The sequence below is a fragment of the Paenibacillus amylolyticus genome (assembly GCF_036894225.1).
In the GTDB taxonomy this organism is placed as follows: domain Bacteria; phylum Bacillota; class Bacilli; order Paenibacillales; family Paenibacillaceae; genus Paenibacillus; species Paenibacillus amylolyticus.
The window spans coordinates 4,874,384-4,891,670 of sequence record NZ_CP145892.1; the positions used below are offsets into that span (position 1 = coordinate 4,874,384).

Sequence of the window (17,287 nt, forward strand, 5' to 3'; positions counted from 1 at the left end):
GAATGTTAAATATAGATAAGGAGTGGTTTAAGATGACGACAAAACAATCAGGCACCTACTTCCCTGCCGGAGTAGTTGAAGAATTCCTGCCACGAATCGGAAGAGTAGTTGAGATTAAGGACCATCAGCTTGCTGTCTTTCTTGCATCGGATGGTACCATCTTCGCTGCGGATAATCACAACCCCCATCCTAAGGGTGGGCCGCTGGCTGAAGGCATCGTGTCCGGGCATTATCTGTACGATCCGCTGTATGATTGGAAAATTGACCTGACTACAGGTCTTGTGCAAGCACCGGACAACGGTCAAGTACAGATGTATCCGGTAAAGGTAGAGAACGGCCAGGTTTGGATCGAAATATAGCGAAACGTTCAAAGATTGATGCAAAATAATGGGGGAAACCGTGATGTATACACCAAGTGTTGAGGGAATTATTGAAGCTGCGGTTAAAAAACGGGATCAAATGAACGCAAGCCTGTCACGATATATGGTTGCTGCCTTGATGGCTGGTGCCTATGTAGGGCTTGGCATCGTTCTGATCTTCAGTATTGGTGCTCCGCTCCTAGCGGCACAGTCACCACTGCAAACCATGTTGATGGGCATGTCCTTCGGACTCGCGCTCACGCTGGTCATCTTTGCCGGATCGGAACTGTTTACAGGTAACAATATGTTCTTTACCATGAGTACACTGGCAGGCCGAACCACAGTGAATGAAACGCTGAAGAACTGGGGGCTCGTCTTTGTTGGTAACCTGCTCGGCGCAATTCTATTAAGTCTACTCATTGTCGGTAGCGGCCTGTTCAAAACGGCCACACCGGAACATCTGTTATTCGTTGTCTCTGCCAAAAAGATGGCGGCGCCCGTGTCTGAGTTGTTCTTCCGAGGCATTCTCTGTAACTGGCTCGTCTGTCTGGCGATCTGGATGGCAGCTCGCTCCAAAGAAGATATCGCCAAACTTGTTCTGATCTGGTGGTGTCTGTACGCATTTATCGCAAGTGGTTATGAGCACAGTGTTGCCAATATGACTTTGCTGTCTTTATCCTGGTTGCTGCCAAACCACCCGGATACAATCACGATGGCAGGCTGGTTCCATAACATGATTCCGGTAACGCTTGGTAATATTATCGGCGGTGCCCTCTTTGTTGGAATGGCGTATTGGTATACTTCTCCGGTACGTAAAAAGTCATAATTCTTGATTCAACTGCACTTATGTAGCCTAGAGCACAACATCTACACACACTGAAGCCACGATGGATGCCGAACTCACGTTCAGTCACACATCGTGGCTTTTTATTGTTTGTCGATAAGCTGCTACTCTCTTGTACGTTTCCCTTTCATCCTCTCGTCCTTCTATAGAGAATTAAAACTTCATTTTACCTTCGTCGCTATCCGCGTTAATCCACAGTTGACATAACTGGCGTATAGTCGACTCATACTCACACTTATACTCAACCAGCAAAGGATGATCGCTTATATGGGAATTCACACATACTTCAGGTCACTGAATGATCTTGAACGTATTATTCGTACACCTGGCAAATTCAAATTCGAAGAACACAGCGTATCCGCCCATTCCTGGAAAGTCGTACAGTACGCCAAAACGCTCGCAGATATTGAGGAGCAACATGGAACCACCATCGATTGGAAGAAATTATACGAAATTACGAGCAGTCATGATTATGGCGAAATCTTCATCGGTGATATTAAAACACCCGTCAAACATTATTCACTGGAGCTTCGTTCGATGCTGCAAAAGGTGGAAGAAGGCATGGTTGAACATTTTATTAATGAAAATATTCCTGAAGAGTTCCAGCCTATTTTCCGCAGACAGCTGCGTGAGGGCAAAGACCAATCGGTTGAAGGACTGATTCTCGAAGTCGCAGACAAGATGGATCAAGTATATGAAGCCTTTGCTGAGCTCCAACGTGGCAATACGGAGAAAGAATTTATCGTTATGTACCGTTATGCCTTGGTCAAAATCAAAAATATCGACCTCCACTGTGTGCAGTATTTCCTGGAACAGATTCTCCCCGACATGATCGAAGAAGGTATCCGCTCCCCGTTTGATATTCGCAAAATAACCGAAGAAGCTCTGGCCCAGTAATCAGCTCAAGTCAACATGGTGCTCATCATCCATGGACAGGGCTTTTTTTCGTTCTTGCAATTGCAGTCGGTACTCGCTAGGGTACATGCCCGTTTTGTTTTTGAAGATCCGGCTGAAATAGTGGGAATCACTATACCCTACCGCTCCACCAATGGTCTTGATATCCATATTCTCATGAGTAACGAGCATGCGTTTTGCTTCATTAATCCGCAGACCTGTCATATATTTTAGCGGAGTCTCACCCGTTACTTTTTTAAAACACTTTCCTAGATAGTCCACACTAAAATGCATCTGTCCCGCCATGTCCTGAAGTGTAATCTCATGCATGTAATTCTGCTTCAAATACAGCTTAGCGGCCTCTGCGATATCCTCCGGCTTCACCTGCTCATCCAGCACGGCACTGACATGGGCAAGCGAATCCACTGCACTCCCAAGCTTCAATTCCATTGCATCCAGCAATGTACGAAGCTGTTCTTCGGACAATGGTTTGAGCAGATAATCCTCCACCTTGTAACTGATCGCTTGCCGTGCATATTCGAATTCATGATAACCACTCAGAATGACAATTTTCACATGCGGATAGGCAAAGTACAGATGTTTGGCGAGTTCCAATCCATTCATTACCGGCATCTGTATATCAGTTACAACCAGATCAGGTACGGAATGTTCGATCAGCTGTAACGCTTCCTGACCGTTCCTCGCCTCACCGATCACCTCGAACCGGGTGCCCAGTTCCCTGAATTTGCGTGAGACATTACGGCGAATCAGGGCTTCATCTTCCACAATAATCGTTCTATATTTGATTGTCATGGGTTCAGTCATGCTCCTTTCGAATGGAACCACCTATGGTAATCTGGACACCGCCGGAAGGCTTGTTCGTAATCTGCATGTGGGCTGCCGTGCCATACCATAATTTCAATCGGACCCATATATTTTTGAGTCCCATGCCGTTGATTTCGAGGTCAGGCATACGCTCCCACTCCTGTGACTGTTCGATGTAATGCATGATCTTGGCAAATGCCTCGGGTTCCATGCCAGGTCCGTTGTCTTCCACGTGGATCTGCCAGGTCTGCTGTACCGCATCCATATCTCCAGTAATATTCAGTTTCCATGGAGGGGTATCACCCAGTCCATATTTCATGACATTTTCGAGTAGTGGTTGTACCATCAGCATCGGAACCTGGATATACTTCATCTCTTCCGGAATATGAAACTCGTAGTGCAGATCATCCTCAAACCTAATCTTCATACACTCCAGATATCGCTCACAATAATCCAATTCTTGAGACAGGGGAACCCCGTTCTTACCCGGAGTAGGAATATAACGTAGCATAGACGCAATATTGGCGCAGAACGCGACAATCTGCTCATTCATGCCTTCTTCCGCCATGATGCTAATATTAGTGATGTTGTTATAGAGAAAATGCGGGTTCATCTGGGATTGCAGCGCCAGTAATCTCGCTTCTGTCTCCTGAGATTTCATCGCCAGCCTGTCCTGAAACGATTGCACAAGCTGTTGATTCAGCCGGATAAACGTATCATTCAGCTCATCCATCTCCCGAATAGAACCGGGATGCTCCAGCTTGAACAACTGACCGGAATCCTGACCCGACACCAGATCATTCACACCCGTTTTCTGAATAATGCGCTGCAAACGATGTAGCGGCAAAGTAACCCGTTTGGAGATCAGATACGAGAGAACCAGAATCAGCATGAGAGTAGCTAACGTCGCACCGATAAACATCACAGCCATCCGGTTGAGACTCGCAAAAAGGGACTGTTTGGACTGCATGACAATAACGGTCCATCCCGTCTCCTGTGACGTCATGTACGTCATCATCTGTTTGGACTGACTCAAAGGATCGCTAATCTCCTGCATCGTATCAGGCGGAAATGAAAGATTTTGAATCAAGTCCACATCATCGAAATGGCCTGCTTGAGAAGCATCGGCAGCCGAAGAAAGTGGAAACAACCTTGTATTTTGTTCATCCACTACATAGATCCGAAGATCGTTGTTATTCGCCTGCAATTCATTCAAATGCTGAAACAGGGTTCCGGCATCCTGCAAAATCTCAACAACACCCTGGCTGACATAATTGCCATCTTTGTATACACGGGTAAGAGAAATGTAAGGTTGATCCGATTTCCCCTCACCGGTCGGCATGGGCAAAGCTCCGCCCTCTAACAGTTGAATCACCCGCCAGCCGCTCCGCTCCCAGGTTTCCTTGTACCACGGTCGCTGAGTCAGATCTACAGACAGTTGACCGTTGAATGCACCCGCTCCCAGCATCTTGCCATTCACATCATAGATATTGGCCTGCTTGGCTGTATTGGAGCTGCTGATGATCGCAAGAATGACATCAATTAATGTGGTTGTATCCTTATACAATGCCGGATCACTCGTCATTGTCTGCTCGCTATTCTCCGCTGGTGCCAAGTAGTGACTGAAGTGTTCTTTGACCAGATTGGAGTACACGATATTCATGGAGAAGTTGTTCATTTTCACCACTTCCTGATCCAAGTTACTGACGATTGATACCCCCAGTTGTCTCTGCTGTTCTTCACTTCGATGACGGATGTCACTCGCGAGAAAAACATACAGGAGTCCTGCCACAATGAGCGAAAAAATAATGAATACCGCAGAGTAATAGGCAAACAGACTTTGCTGAAGCGTTCCAAATCGATATCGCAATCCCCACACACCTCGTCCTATGATGATATCTGTCACACCATTCGAAAATGTCCACCCAACAGAACGCTTTTGTCTATTGAGCACATCCCTTGTTCACAGTAAAGTTATCCACATAAGAATACGCTTACATTAAGCGTTTCGGCAAGTGACAATTTTCTTTATATTCCGGGAGGTTCAATGATGAGAAAACGATTTCTATTTTCGCTTGCAAGTGTGCTCCTGCTCTCCACTCTGCTGCTTGCCGGGTGCAACTCAGGTAAAAGTACGGAAGGTTCGGGTAAGGTGACTCTCACGTTTGGAACAAGTCAATCCGGTATTCCGCGTACAGGCATCATGCAGACGATGGCCAAGGAATATGAGCAGGAGACGGGTGTCAAAATTGACTTCCAGGTCGTACCTGACGCACAGTGGCGTGACCTGATCAAGGTGAAGCTCGCTTCTGGCGAAGCACCTGATATTTTTAATGTCGATGTGGACCCACTGAGCATGCCGGCCAACGTAAGACCGGAGGAAAATGCCATTGACCTGACCAATGAGGAATTCACAGGTCGGATGTCTGAAGAGATTTTGCCAACTGTCAGTCATAATGACAAGGTGTACGGGGTTTCTTTTGCACCAACGAAAATCTGGTATGTGTACTATAACAAACGTATCTTCCAAGAGCTCGGCATAGAGCCTCCTACATCCTATGCCGAATTCAAGGCCATCAGCCAGAAAATTAAGGATAAAGACATCATTCCGTTCTATCAAGCACCTGCAAGCGGGTGGTATCAGGTTCTGCCTTTGTTCGAAACGGGACCTAACTATGAGCAAACAACAGCGGGAACCTACGAGAAATTAAACAACAATGAGATGAAAGTCGCAGATATGACGCAACTCAAGACGGTCATTGAACAGTTGAAAGAATTTGCGGATCTCGGTTATTTCGGCAAAGACTTCTTGTCCAATACGGTAGAAGCGGGCATTGAAGCGTTTGGTCAGGAGAAAGCAGCGATGTTGCTGCGGGTGCCAGGGACGGAAAAGGAAGTTTCCGAAGCGTATCCGGAAATGGAAGACAATATGGGATTCTTCGTCATGCCATGGGGAGATAATCAGACGATTGGTGTGAACCCGGGCGGATCGGCTGCGATGTTTGGTAACAAAAACAGTAAACATCCCGAAGAAGTGCTGAAATTCTTCCGCTGGATTACCCAGCATGATCATCTGCAGCGTGTGTTCGATGAAGGTGAAGGCAATCTGACGATCTGCTGGCCGGAAATCGAACCAAAGCTGACACAGGACTATATTGATTATGAGAAAAATCATGAAAAAGGTACGGTCATGCAGGCCGCTGTGAAATACATTGATCCACAATGGATGGATATTGGCAAGGACTTGTCAGGCATGTTCGCTGGCGCAATGACACCGGATCAGATTCTGCAAAATATTGATAAACGTCGTGCTGAACAAGCCAAAGTGCTGAAAGATGAGAAGTGGTAGTAACAGCGCACATCTCAGATAAATATAAACGCTGAACAACGTTACATGCAGCGGGCGTTTGCCCGCTCATGTATTTTGGCAGGAAGGAAAGGTGTTACCGGTTATGAATGCAAAGAAAATCTATCCCTGGTATTTCTCATCTGGAGCGATTGTATTATATCTGCTGTTCATCGTTGCTCCCGCCCTGCTGGGCATCTATTACTCCTTCACCGACTGGAACAGTTATAGTTCGGAGAAGAACTTTATCGGTCTGGAGCATTTCCGCACCATTCTGGCGGGGGATCCGACCTATCTGCTTTTTATCAAAAACACAGTCCTCTTCACCCTGGTTACATCCATCGCCAAGACCGTGCTGGGCTTATTTCTGGCTCTACTCTTGGTTAGCGGTGTAAAGGCCGCCAATCTGCATCGGATGATTATCTTCTCACCACAGGTGCTATCGTTCCTGATTGTTGGACTTGTGTTCAAAAGTCTGCTTGACCCCAACAACGGGTTCGTTAACGTAACCCTGCGTTCCATGGGACTGGACGTTCTCGCCCAGAACTGGCTGGGCTCCCTGACCTGGGCCATGCCATCCATTATGGCAGTGGATACGTGGAAAGGCATGGGATACATCATGGTGCTGTTCATCGCCGGACTGCTCGCCATTCCCCGTGATTATTACGAAGCAGCATCCATTGATGGCGCCGGATCCGGGCAGAAGCTGTTCCGAATCACGATTCCGATGCTGATGCCTACCATTACCATCGCCACGGTGCTTAATATTACATATGGGCTGAGAGTTTTCGATGCCGTATACGTGTTAACCAATGGTGGACCCGGTAACGCAACAGATGTGATTAACACAGCGGTCTATTCCTCTTTTGCCAAAGGGTATTGGGGACTCGGAAGTGCACTATCCACCATCCTGTTTGTCATCATGGCAATCATCTCCTTTTTCATCATTCGTTTGATGAACCGAAAGGTGGAATACTGACATGCCATTGAGAAAAAGATTGGCTTCGATCGGGTTAAATGCACTCGCCTGGCTGCTTAGCCTGGTGGTCCTGATTCCTTTTGTCGTCATTGTACTGAATTCATTCAAGTCGGACGCCGAGGCCAAAGTGCTGAAGCTGACGCTGCCCGAGAAGTTTATCTTCGAAAATTACAAAATCGTCTATGAACAAGGACACTTGGGAGGTTCCTTTTTCAACAGTCTGCTGCATTCCGGGGCTTCTTCCCTGCTATTGGTGTTTGTTGTGGCTTTCTCGGCCTTCACGTTATCCCGTAACCATTCGAGGTTCAGCAAGTTTCTGTACTTCTTCCTGATTCTTGGCATCACGCTGCCACTCAACTACATTCCGCTGATGGAAGTGATGAAGTCGATGGGTATGATCAATTCACATGTCGGCATGATTCTGCTCTATACGGCTATGGGTATTCCAATCTCGCTGTTCATTACATATGCGTTTGTGTCTAACATCCCGAAGGAGCTGGATGAAGCCGCGATCATGGACGGATGTAATGGGATCAAACTGTTTCTGAGAATCATTGTACCTTTGTTAACCTCGGTGCTGGTAACGGTATTTGTTCTTAATTTCCTGAGTGTCTGGAATGAGTTTACTGCCCCACTCTATATGTTGAATACAGTGGAGATGTGGCCGATGACGCTGGCTGTATATAACTTCTTTGGACAATTCAGTGCCCAGTGGAATCTGGTCAGTGCCGATATCGTGCTCACGTCATTGCCTGTGTTGATTGTGTTCCTCATTGGGCAAAAGTATATTGTAGGAGGACTAACTTCAGGGGCGGTTAAAGGGTAAGCTCCACCGAACAATCCAAATACACAAACACTCTTGTCTAAGTACATCTTCTGACTCCTCAGCACAAAAAAGCCCTTGTCTGCTCATCGTGTGAATAACTTCTTCGTACAGAAGAAGTATCACACACTGCTGCGGACAAGGGCTTACGCTGTTGGATTCGAATTAATCGTGCGCCAACCCGCCAACATCGGATGGAGCCGCTATATCTGGGCTCTGCTCCAGAGATTTGATCATTTTCAAACGGGATGTGATTATTGCGATCAGAATAACAAACAGACCCGCGATGATAAACAGAAAGGCAATACCTCTGCCTGGCCCAGTTCCAATAATTTGACCAACAGACGAAGCCAGTGCTCCCCCCTCCATTAGTAACGGATTAAACACATGGTCGGCCAGAAAACCAGCCAAACTGTACGCGATAATAAACCCGAGTTGTGACAGAATACCAATGATTCCCCATACCCTGCCCTGCTTATCGTTGGCGATATTGTTTCGCACCAGTACATCTGCGCTCATATTGACAAACGGCAGCGATGACAGGAACAGAAAACCTGCGAAGATAATAAAATAAATGTTGGTGGATATCCCCAGAAGCGAGAAAGACAAGCCGCACAAAATCAGCCCCATCACAAGTACACTTGCATATCTCTTTGTTATTGTAAATATGCCGATGCACAAGCTGCTAATCAGCATGCCGATGGCGCTAACAGACTGAAACGTTCCAAGTGTCTTTGCATCCGTGAATGACAGAAGCATCGGACCAATGAGTGTCTCCAGGAATCCCAGATAAAAGGTGACAAGTGAAATAATCACCACCAGCAACAGTACTCCCTTGTTGGTTACAACTTCTCTCCAGCCCTCTTGAATATCGGTGATCCAGTTTTTTCCTTCTCGATCCTCTCGCTCCACCTTCATGCTCTTCCGAATAACCAGCACAGCCAGAATGGCAACCAGGAATGTCAGAATATTAATGACCAGAATGACTTCAATAGTTGTTATACTAAGCAGAATGCCCGCAATGATCGGTGAAAACAGAAACTTCGAGGATTCAGCCAGTTGTACAAGACCGCTTCCTTTCGAGAATTGTTCCTTATCCAGCAGGTCCGTAGCAGAGGCCTTATATGCCGGGCTCTGCAACGCGGAAAACACGGAACTAAAGGCCACTCCCACATAGATATGCCATAATTGGATATCACCTGTGAGCATAATGGACAGAATGAAAATCAAACCGGCTGCCGACCCCAGGTCGCCGATAATCATCATCGTTCGACGGTCGAATCGGTCTGCCAGTACCCCTCCAATAGGTCGAAGCAGGATATTCGGCAGAAACGTGAATAAGGTAATCAATGCAACACTTGTTGCCGTATTCGTTTTTTCGAAGGCATACACCCCCAGGGAGAAGGCTGTAAGTCCAATCCCAATCATGGAGATGAGCTGACCAAACCATACGACCAGAAACTTTTTAAATGATTTTTGAACGGTATGTTCCATGGATAATACTCCTTTCTCGGCTAACCTTGATTCGGAAAATAAAGACGAGTGACGTAGGCGAAGCTTCCTTGTTCTGCTCCCAGCACACGTTCCATAATATGTGTGAATGCTTCAACCTTTTTTTGGAGTTCTTCCTCCTCCCATTGAAAGATGCCTCGATCCAGCAAAAATTGTGACGATACGAGCAGGAATTCGATGGATTCCTTTGGGTTAGGTGTATGAAATACCCCCTCCTGAATGCCCTGCTCTACCACCTCGGCCAAGATGGGACTTAATCGAATTACCGTCTCTACAAGACTCTTTTGGTGCATCTCCACATTATGAACACTGTGCAATTGCTCGATGAGATCATGTTTTCTGCCGTCAGGCTGATTCTGCGCCATCATGATGCGAAAAATTTTGTCATGGGCATTCAGTTTGGGATCGGACACCACGTGCCTGGCCGATGCCTCCCCACTCAGAATAAAACGCATAACGATGGCGTTCATAACCTCTTCCTTGGACTGAAAATAATAATAAAATGTACCCTTGGCAATGTTGCACGCCTGAAGGATATCCATGACCGTAGCTTTGGTGTACCCCTTTGTTATGAACAGAATCTCGGCGGCATCCAAAATCTCGTTCCTGCGTTCTTCCGGGTTTTTTATCAGTCTCATATCCTGACCTCCGATACGTTCGACCGACTGTCGGTCTATTGTAGTCATGGAGTTCTTTTTTTAGAACCCCATTTCAGTCAACCATTGCGCCAAATGGCTTTCCCTTGTTTTTAGATCCTGACGCTCTCTTGCATATTTTCCAATATTTCTGTCTGCAACCAGCTTACCGTCCATCATAAACAGTACACGTTCCGATCTGGCAGCGACTTTCACATCATGGGTCACCAGCAGAATGGTTGTACCCGTTGCATTAATATCGCCCAGAATATCCATGATCTCATACGTTGATTTGGAATTCAGCGCCCCCGTTGGTTCATCGCCGAATAAAATATCTGGATTATTGATCAGCGCACGGCAGATGGCAATCCGTTGAAGCTGTCCGCCTGAGGCTTGGGTGATGTTATGCCCAGCAAGCTCATCAATCCCCATTTTTTTCATTAATGACATTGCCCGTGTATTAATCGTTTCTCTGCTGCTATTCTTGGCTAGATACGCGGAAAGTACGATATTGTCTAATAGATTCAGATTCTTGAGCAGATGAATATTTTGAAAGATGAATCCCATCTTGGTCAAACGTAGACTTGCCAGATCCCTCTCCTCAAATGCCGATATTTTTTTGCCATTAAAATAGACACTTCCAGCACTAATCTGATCCATACCACTTATGTTGTACAGTAAGGTAGACTTGCCTGAGCCAGATGGCCCCATGATGGAAACAAATTCTCCCTTTTTTAATTGAAGGTTGATATCTTTCAAGATGTTATGTTCTTCATTCTCGCCGATCGCTACGGATTTATTCACGTCTTTAGCCTCAAGTATAGTTGTCATCGTTGATCCTCCCTATTCGACAATCATTTTGGATATGCTCGTTTCCTTGATCGATTGGATGCTAATCCATGCTGTTAGTACAATCGTGCCTGCAAGTAACAATGGACACAAAATATATGCCTGTAACGGGTTAACAACAAAGACAATATTGGAAGCACCAAACGTCGACATAATGGCACTAACTAGCAATGGACCCAACGTATTGGACAATATCGTTCCAGTAACAACCCCTAAGATTAATATGACAAGTGACATCACGACATACTTGAACTTGATTTTAGACAAGGCAAACCCAAGGCTTCTTAGTACAGCAATGTCGTTGTTGTCCTTGGCTACTAACATCTGAAGGAACAGTGCTGTAATTAAAATAGATATGAAGACACCGATGACCAAGGCCAGCATCGTCACCATTTTCAATTGTTGGATGGTTCCGCCTAACGTCTGATCCAGATAACCTTGAAGATCGGTTACTTTGGCTGGCGAGAAAGCCGCCTCATATTCAGCAATTTTGGTAGCCATGTCCCCGCGATTATTCAGATCCAAACTGACCACATACCACAACACACTATCCTTGTTGTAAGGTAATAAGGCCTTCGCCGTTTTCCCACCATTCGTTACGTCCTGGTATATTCCGCTGACCGTCATCATCTGGTCCTTGCCATTAACCAGCAAGGTAAGTTGCTCACCAGTCTTCAGGCGCAGCTCGCTACTGTTGGCATCAGATAACGCAATTTCATTCTCGGTTGTTGGCGCATTACCGCTAACATAAGACAATGGGAAAATACTGAAATCTCCAGTTTCTACACTCAGATTGTCGTAACTTCCTTCCGCATTTTTAATCTTGAACTGACTTGTTACCAATGGGGAATACGTTTTAATGTCTTTATCATTTTGGATCTGGGCAACCAGATTGTCATAACGCTGCTCCACATCATCTGTGTGCCTCAAGTCAATGCGAATATCACTTTGTCCAACACCCATATAAGAAATAAAACTTGGCGCCTGCAAAGTGTTCAGGAAGTTGACCGGCACAATCATGATAAATGAACTGACTACAAAGACGAACAACAATAATCGGAACATCTTGATTCGCTGTATGACTTCCTTCAGACCAAGAAAGACAGGTACGGAAGACCAGCGATTGCGGGACAAACTAAGCCGGTTTCGAATGATCTGTGTATCTCCCAGGCTCCCGGTACGGAGAGCATCCACCGCGGAGATGGAACGAAAACGCCGCAGTACCGTTCGACAGAACAGAACAACCATGGCAAATATTATTCCAGCGGCTAATAACGGAATCGCGAAATGCAACAGGGTTGCAGGTGCTTTTCCCATATACAACATGATGTTGGAAACAAATAGTCTGTTAACGCCAAGTGATGCAATGTAACCAAGCACGGATGCAAATCCGGCCATAAATACATACTTCATCAGATACAGTCTCTTAATATCCTTCTCTGCGATTCCAATCGCTTTCATGACACTAATCTCACGATAATCCTCTTCGATGGTCGCAAGCATCGTGAATCGGATGCAGAGCATGGCAATCAGAATCAGCACAAGACTGACCAGAATAATAACGGCTGCAATAACTCCGTCGGTCATGGCATTCAGTACCTGGAACAGCCCATAGGTTACGACTGGACCCGCATTGGGAAGTCCGGCATTTTGGTAAGCCTGGGTAAATTCACTTGTCAGTCCGGGATCGGTCAACCGGAATTCAATGAGATACTCCATCTCTCCGATGCTCTGCTTCAGTTCCTGCAAATTCCCTGCACTCACGATAAAACGTTTGGAGTGCACAACCGATGGATTCATCTGAGCATCACGGACAAAATCAACGATGGTGTAAGAACGCTCAAATTGACCATTATCGATCCGAACCTGGTCGCCCACGCTCAATTTTTTTTGCTGCATGTAATATACCGGAACCGCGATCTCGCCATCGTTGACCTGAATAATCTCACTGTCCAGATTCAACAAATAGTCGAAACCCTGATTCTGTGTAACATAGTCAATGTCCATAACACTGTTCTTTTCAGACTCTGCTCCGAGAAACAGATTAGAGCCGTCAATGTTGACCATTTCCACAATCTGATGCTGCTGGACCATGGCATTTTCTTCAGCCCATGTGTTCACTTTGGCTTGATCGATTTCTCCGGCATGCATTTGCACAAAGTGTGGTGTTTTGGATTCAGAAAATAGATATTGGATGGAACTCGTCAGTTCCATAATCATTCGTGACCCCGAAGATACCAGCAAGGCGGCCAGCAGTACAAAAATAAACAACGCAGCCGTAATCCCTTTTTTTCTCGTTATATCGTTTCTCAGCATTCGTAGCAGCATAAACGAACATGGCTCCTCTCATCTACAAGTTGTTCCTATTTATCTGGAGTCATAAAGCTTGTCAGACAATGCGCCACCGTTGAAGGTTGATGCATCATGAACATGTGAGCACCCTCTTTGATGGTTTGAAGCTTCATGGATGTGCCAAAATATCGGCCCCATCTCAACGCTGATTGAAGGGTAACGGTACGATCCCGTTCTCCCCACAGATACAACACCGGCAATGAGAGCGGCTCATATTCAAGCGTTGCTGCAGATTCCAGCATCCTGAAATCCGCCCGGATGACGGGCAGAAAATAATTCAATAATTCTTTTTCATGTATCAGTTCTTGCGGGAGAGCTTCATAGGAAAACAGATGATCAATCAGATTTTCGTCTGACATCCGATCATAATTCTGCATCCCGCATTCGTCAGGCGTGTTGCAGGCAGATAACACAAGCCGTAACGTTTTAGCTACATCTGGACGTTCCTGACATAAGCGCTGCGCAACGAAGTAGGCTGTAATCCCTCCCAGACTATGTCCAAATAACAGACTGCCGGGCTGTATAACATCCAGGAGCTTGCTGGTATACAGTTCTACGAGTTGCTGCATATGCTCCAGGGGTGTTTCGGTGTTCAGACCATGACCCGGGGGCGTAAACGCCCAAATTTCCGTGTCAGGAAGGTACGGCACTAGGGGCTGAAAACTGTTGGAGTTGCCACCGAGATAAGGAAAACAGACCATTTGTCTGTTTCCCTCCCCCTTTTGTAGCTGCTCCAAATAGATCGGTTCCATCACTTATCCACCACCATAACCAGGCTTACTTTCTTTCCAGAACATATGCAGGGAATGTCTGAAGTGAAGTATCCACATTTTTGCGCTTGAAGATGACATGTATGACAATAGCCGATATTGCAAAAAAGAAGAATTGCATAATTTGAACTTGCGGATTAAAGTAGTACAAATCAATTTGACTTCCTGTGGCTACAAGCCAGAATGCAAGCAGATAAAACAGAAGTGTACCTTTGGTAGCATTGAAGATATAACTTTGGAACACGATAAATGCCATAAGCTGAACAACGTAGTATATGTAAGTGGTTGAGGTGCCAAAAGAGGAAATCAAGTATCCCGGAAGCACCCATAATCCGAACAACAGGCCGGTAATCAGACCACTTGTTATATTATTTTTTAACTTCCCTTGCAAGAATGGAAGCAAAAATCCGATCCAGCCAAACAGCCCACCAATCAGCCCCGTCTCCTTGATCAGATTCACAATCCCCAACCAGATCATTTCAGGTACACTATATGTCAGTTCAGGGACCGGTATGCCGAATAACAAGGAACCAAAGTGCATTGTTGATGCAAAGATGATGGAAATTCCAATAATGAGCGGTATCCAGAACAGGTCCTGTCTGCGCGGAACCAGCTTCATAAACATTCCTTTTAACGCTTCCGTTCCGCCCATCACATAACATGTAATTAATCCGGCAATGGAAGGTGAATACAGAGCAACGATCGCAAGTGGATGCATCAAGGTTAACTCACCTGTTATGGGTACAATAAAATCCGCAAAGAACATGAACAAACTTGCGATTCCATAACATGTGCCAAAGGAAATTCCCAAAAACAAATACATATATTTGTTGGACGGGCTGGTTGCCGGACTTGTGACTGGACGAATGGATGCCTGATTAGCTGTAATCATAGTGCCGCCTCCTTCTCAGTCAACTTTCTCTCAATAAGATCATGCAAACGGTTAATCGTGCAGAAATTAGCCAAATCCAGATCTTCATTTGCTATCTCAATCTGGAATCTACGCTCTACAAAGTCCACCAAACGCATCGCAAAGAGCGAATTGACGAACCGCTGCTCAAAATAATTGTCATTATCATTAATTTGAGTGTCCTCATGATCCATGGTGAGGTTGTTCCCGATAAACTCCCGAATTTCCTGACGATAATCCACTGCCCTTCCCCCTTGTTATTGATGTTGCCCCTCGGGCACTAAAACCTCAATGTAATCTGGAAACTCTACAGCCTGCTGCAAATCATGATAAAACAGTACTCTTCCTTCCTGATCTGCAGATTGCTGCTTGAAACCGGCAAAGCGATAGCTGATATTCATCATCCGGTTCCTTCCGGTATCCCTGAAGTCTGCAAGCATCTGTTTGCCCTGCTTCTGAGCTTCACGCATGATATACGTTAGCAGTACACTCCCTGCTCCCCTGGACATCACTCTGCAAGACATCAGAAGCATGTTTAGCCGCCATACTTTCTGCTGCATGTGAATAAGTGCAAGCCCAATTTTGCCATACGTCCCGTATTTGTCTTCGAGTTCACACACCAATAACATATGGTCCTGCGAGGTCATCAGTTGGTGCAGTTCCTCGTAACTGTAGGTAATTCCCGTTGCATTTAGTTGATTGGTGCGAACGGTAAGTTCCTCTGCACGTTGAAGATCATCCTCAGTAGCCTCGTAGATGGAAAATTTCATGCCAAGCGTAGCCAGAAATTGTTCTGAAGGTCCCTCATACTGTTCCTCAGCCTGTTTACGGAGTGTATCCGCCTGGTACATCTGCCTTCTGCACGCAGAGTCGGCTGTAATGAATCGAGGCATCAGCCTTGGGTCATCAAGCATGGTTTCATATTGATCCGCATGAAGTACCTGGATGTCAGCATGTACACTTTGCACTTCTTCCAGTTCAAAAGGTTGATCATCCACAAACAGAATGGCATCCATGCCGATATTAATGTTCTGCTGAATCCGCTGAACAGAGACGGACTTCGCATCCCAATGGATTTCGGGATATAGAAAATATTCGGCGATGCCCAGTTCGTTTAGTTTCGCCCAAGCTAGCTCTGCATCATTTTTACTGGCAACAGAGTGCAAAATACCTCGCTGGTCCAGTTTTTCAATCACCTCCTTTAAGCCCGGCTTCAGTTGCACATCTGCAGATTCAAGCAAAACCCCATCCCATATGGTGTGGTCCAGATCCCAAACGATACACTTGATATCCTTGAGCTTTTCCATGGTCATGCCACCCTTCATCTTAGTAGGCATAGAATCCTTGACCCGTCTTCCGCCCCCACTGTCCTGCATCAACCATTTTCTGCAACATCGGACAGCATCGGAATTTGGGGTCCTGATAGCTGTCGTACAATACTTTCAATGAATGCACGACCGTATCCAGACCAATCAGATCCGCCGTCTCCAGCGGCCCCATCTGATAATTGAAGCCCTTCTTCATAATGGCGTCCACCTGCTCGGGTGTAGCGATTCCATCCTGTACAATGTACGCCGCTTCATTCATTAACAAGTGCGAGAGGCGATTAGAGACAAACCCGGGCAGATCCTCTATGACAACTGGACTTTTATCAAGAGTTTCCAAAAACGCTACCATCTCATGTTCCGTACCCTGTGTTGTATGATGTCCTTTAATCACCTCCACCATGGATTTAACGGGAACTGGATTCATCAGATGCACCCCAATGACTCGACCTGGGTCAGGCAAAAATGAAGCGAGCTTTGTCACGGAAATACAGCTTGTATTTAGCGCAAATAAAGCATCCGGACGAACCTTGTGGTATAGTCGTGCGTAAACTTCCTTTTTCAACTCCAAGTTTTCGGTTACATTTTCAATAATGATACTTGCCTCTTCCACCCCTTCATCTTGTGTCTGGAACGAGATCCGTTCCATGATCTGATCCAGGGGCACCTGACCGTACCCTTGCTTCAGAAAGCAAGCTGAACGATATTCACGACGTATAACATCAGGGGCGTGTTCGATGACCGACGCCGAAATATCCTGCAAAATTACACGATAACCAGCCCTCGCGACATCCAGTGCTGTGGCGCATCCCATCACCCCTGCGCCAATGATTGCAATGAGTCGATTATGCATACCTAATCACC

The 17,287-nt window shown here is 46.0% G+C and carries 17 protein-coding genes; 6 read left to right on the top strand and 11 right to left on the bottom strand.

The features are described 5' to 3' along the window. Positions 1 to 32 precede the first annotated feature (32 nt). The 3 genes from nirD to V6668_RS21705 all read left to right on the top strand — a co-directional run bounded on the left by nirD (position 33) and on the right by V6668_RS21705 (position 2,100). Positions 33 to 359 carry a nitrite reductase small subunit NirD gene (gene nirD, locus V6668_RS21695; protein ID WP_076254401.1) on the top strand — a complete coding sequence of 109 codons (327 nt, stop codon included), beginning with the start codon at positions 33 to 35 and terminating at the stop codon, positions 357 to 359. Between the two features lie 43 nt (positions 360 to 402). Beyond that, positions 403 to 1,185: a formate/nitrite transporter family protein gene (locus tag V6668_RS21700; RefSeq protein WP_076214272.1), complete on the top strand. Its 783-nt coding sequence runs from the start codon at positions 403 to 405 to the stop codon at positions 1,183 to 1,185. A 285-nt stretch (positions 1,186 to 1,470) separates the two neighbouring features. Further along, on the top strand, positions 1,471 to 2,100 hold the full coding sequence (locus tag V6668_RS21705; RefSeq protein ID WP_074095934.1) for a YfbR-like 5'-deoxynucleotidase: 630 nt from the start codon (positions 1,471 to 1,473) through the stop codon (positions 2,098 to 2,100). Here V6668_RS21705 and V6668_RS21710 read toward each other — a convergent pair whose 3' ends face one another. Together V6668_RS21710 and V6668_RS21715 are read right to left on the bottom strand one after the other, a co-directional pair. Continuing rightward, positions 2,101 to 2,910, bottom strand: coding sequence for a response regulator transcription factor (locus V6668_RS21710; RefSeq protein WP_338706628.1), 810 nt, complete (start codon positions 2,908 to 2,910; stop codon positions 2,101 to 2,103). A 4-nt stretch (positions 2,911 to 2,914) separates the two neighbouring features. Then, complete coding sequence (locus V6668_RS21715; protein ID WP_338706629.1) at positions 2,915 to 4,876, bottom strand: cache domain-containing sensor histidine kinase; 1,962 nt, start codon at positions 4,874 to 4,876, stop codon at positions 2,915 to 2,917. Positions 4,877 to 4,969: 93 nt separating this feature from the next. Between V6668_RS21715 and V6668_RS21720 the strand changes: the two genes are divergently transcribed. The 3 genes from V6668_RS21720 (at position 4,970) to V6668_RS21730 (ending at position 8,073) form a co-directional block, all read left to right on the top strand. Continuing rightward, a complete protein-coding gene (locus V6668_RS21720; RefSeq protein WP_338706631.1) occupies positions 4,970 to 6,271 on the top strand; it encodes an ABC transporter substrate-binding protein in 1,302 nt (433 codons plus the stop codon). A 103-nt stretch (positions 6,272 to 6,374) separates the two neighbouring features. Continuing rightward, positions 6,375 to 7,247, top strand: coding sequence for a sugar ABC transporter permease (locus tag V6668_RS21725; RefSeq protein WP_338706633.1), 873 nt, complete (start codon positions 6,375 to 6,377; stop codon positions 7,245 to 7,247). Position 7,248: 1 nt separating this feature from the next. Further along, positions 7,249 to 8,073, top strand: coding sequence for a carbohydrate ABC transporter permease (locus V6668_RS21730; RefSeq protein WP_338706635.1), 825 nt, complete (start codon positions 7,249 to 7,251; stop codon positions 8,071 to 8,073). Between the two features lie 162 nt (positions 8,074 to 8,235). Here V6668_RS21730 and V6668_RS21735 read toward each other — a convergent pair whose 3' ends face one another. The 9 genes from V6668_RS21735 to V6668_RS21775 are packed head-to-tail and all read right to left on the bottom strand — an operon-like array spanning position 8,236 to position 17,276. Further along, entirely contained in the window at positions 8,236 to 9,564 is a 1,329-nt protein-coding gene (locus V6668_RS21735) for an MFS transporter (RefSeq protein ID WP_074095940.1), read from the bottom strand. A gap of 20 nt (positions 9,565 to 9,584) precedes the next feature. Continuing rightward, positions 9,585 to 10,220 carry a TetR/AcrR family transcriptional regulator gene (locus V6668_RS21740; protein ID WP_036615194.1) on the bottom strand — a complete coding sequence of 212 codons (636 nt, stop codon included), beginning with the start codon at positions 10,218 to 10,220 and terminating at the stop codon, positions 9,585 to 9,587. A 60-nt stretch (positions 10,221 to 10,280) separates the two neighbouring features. Continuing rightward, the gene (locus tag V6668_RS21745; RefSeq protein WP_047843824.1) at positions 10,281 to 11,048 is read right to left on the bottom strand and encodes an ABC transporter ATP-binding protein; all 768 of its coding nucleotides are present in this window, start codon (positions 11,046 to 11,048) and stop codon (positions 10,281 to 10,283) included. Between the two features lie 12 nt (positions 11,049 to 11,060). Further along, a complete protein-coding gene (locus V6668_RS21750) occupies positions 11,061 to 13,394 on the bottom strand; it encodes an ABC transporter permease (RefSeq protein ID WP_338706638.1) in 2,334 nt (777 codons plus the stop codon). Between the two features lie 35 nt (positions 13,395 to 13,429). After that, positions 13,430 to 14,170 carry a thioesterase II family protein gene (locus V6668_RS21755; protein WP_036615200.1) on the bottom strand — a complete coding sequence of 247 codons (741 nt, stop codon included), beginning with the start codon at positions 14,168 to 14,170 and terminating at the stop codon, positions 13,430 to 13,432. 25 nt (positions 14,171 to 14,195) lie between these two features. Then, on the bottom strand, positions 14,196 to 15,080 hold the full coding sequence (locus tag V6668_RS21760; protein ID WP_179086485.1) for a hypothetical protein: 885 nt from the start codon (positions 15,078 to 15,080) through the stop codon (positions 14,196 to 14,198). Beyond that, positions 15,077 to 15,340, bottom strand: coding sequence for an acyl carrier protein (locus V6668_RS21765; protein WP_017687156.1), 264 nt, complete (start codon positions 15,338 to 15,340; stop codon positions 15,077 to 15,079). Before V6668_RS21765 ends, V6668_RS21760 begins: the two co-directional genes overlap by 4 nt. Before the next feature lie 15 nt (positions 15,341 to 15,355). Further along, positions 15,356 to 16,435, bottom strand: coding sequence for an HAD-IIIC family phosphatase (locus V6668_RS21770; protein ID WP_422395225.1), 1,080 nt, complete (start codon positions 16,433 to 16,435; stop codon positions 15,356 to 15,358). Next, positions 16,425 to 17,276: a 3-hydroxyacyl-CoA dehydrogenase family protein gene (locus V6668_RS21775; protein WP_211080858.1), complete on the bottom strand. Its 852-nt coding sequence runs from the start codon at positions 17,274 to 17,276 to the stop codon at positions 16,425 to 16,427. Before V6668_RS21775 ends, V6668_RS21770 begins: the two co-directional genes overlap by 11 nt. Positions 17,277 to 17,287 lie beyond the last annotated feature (11 nt).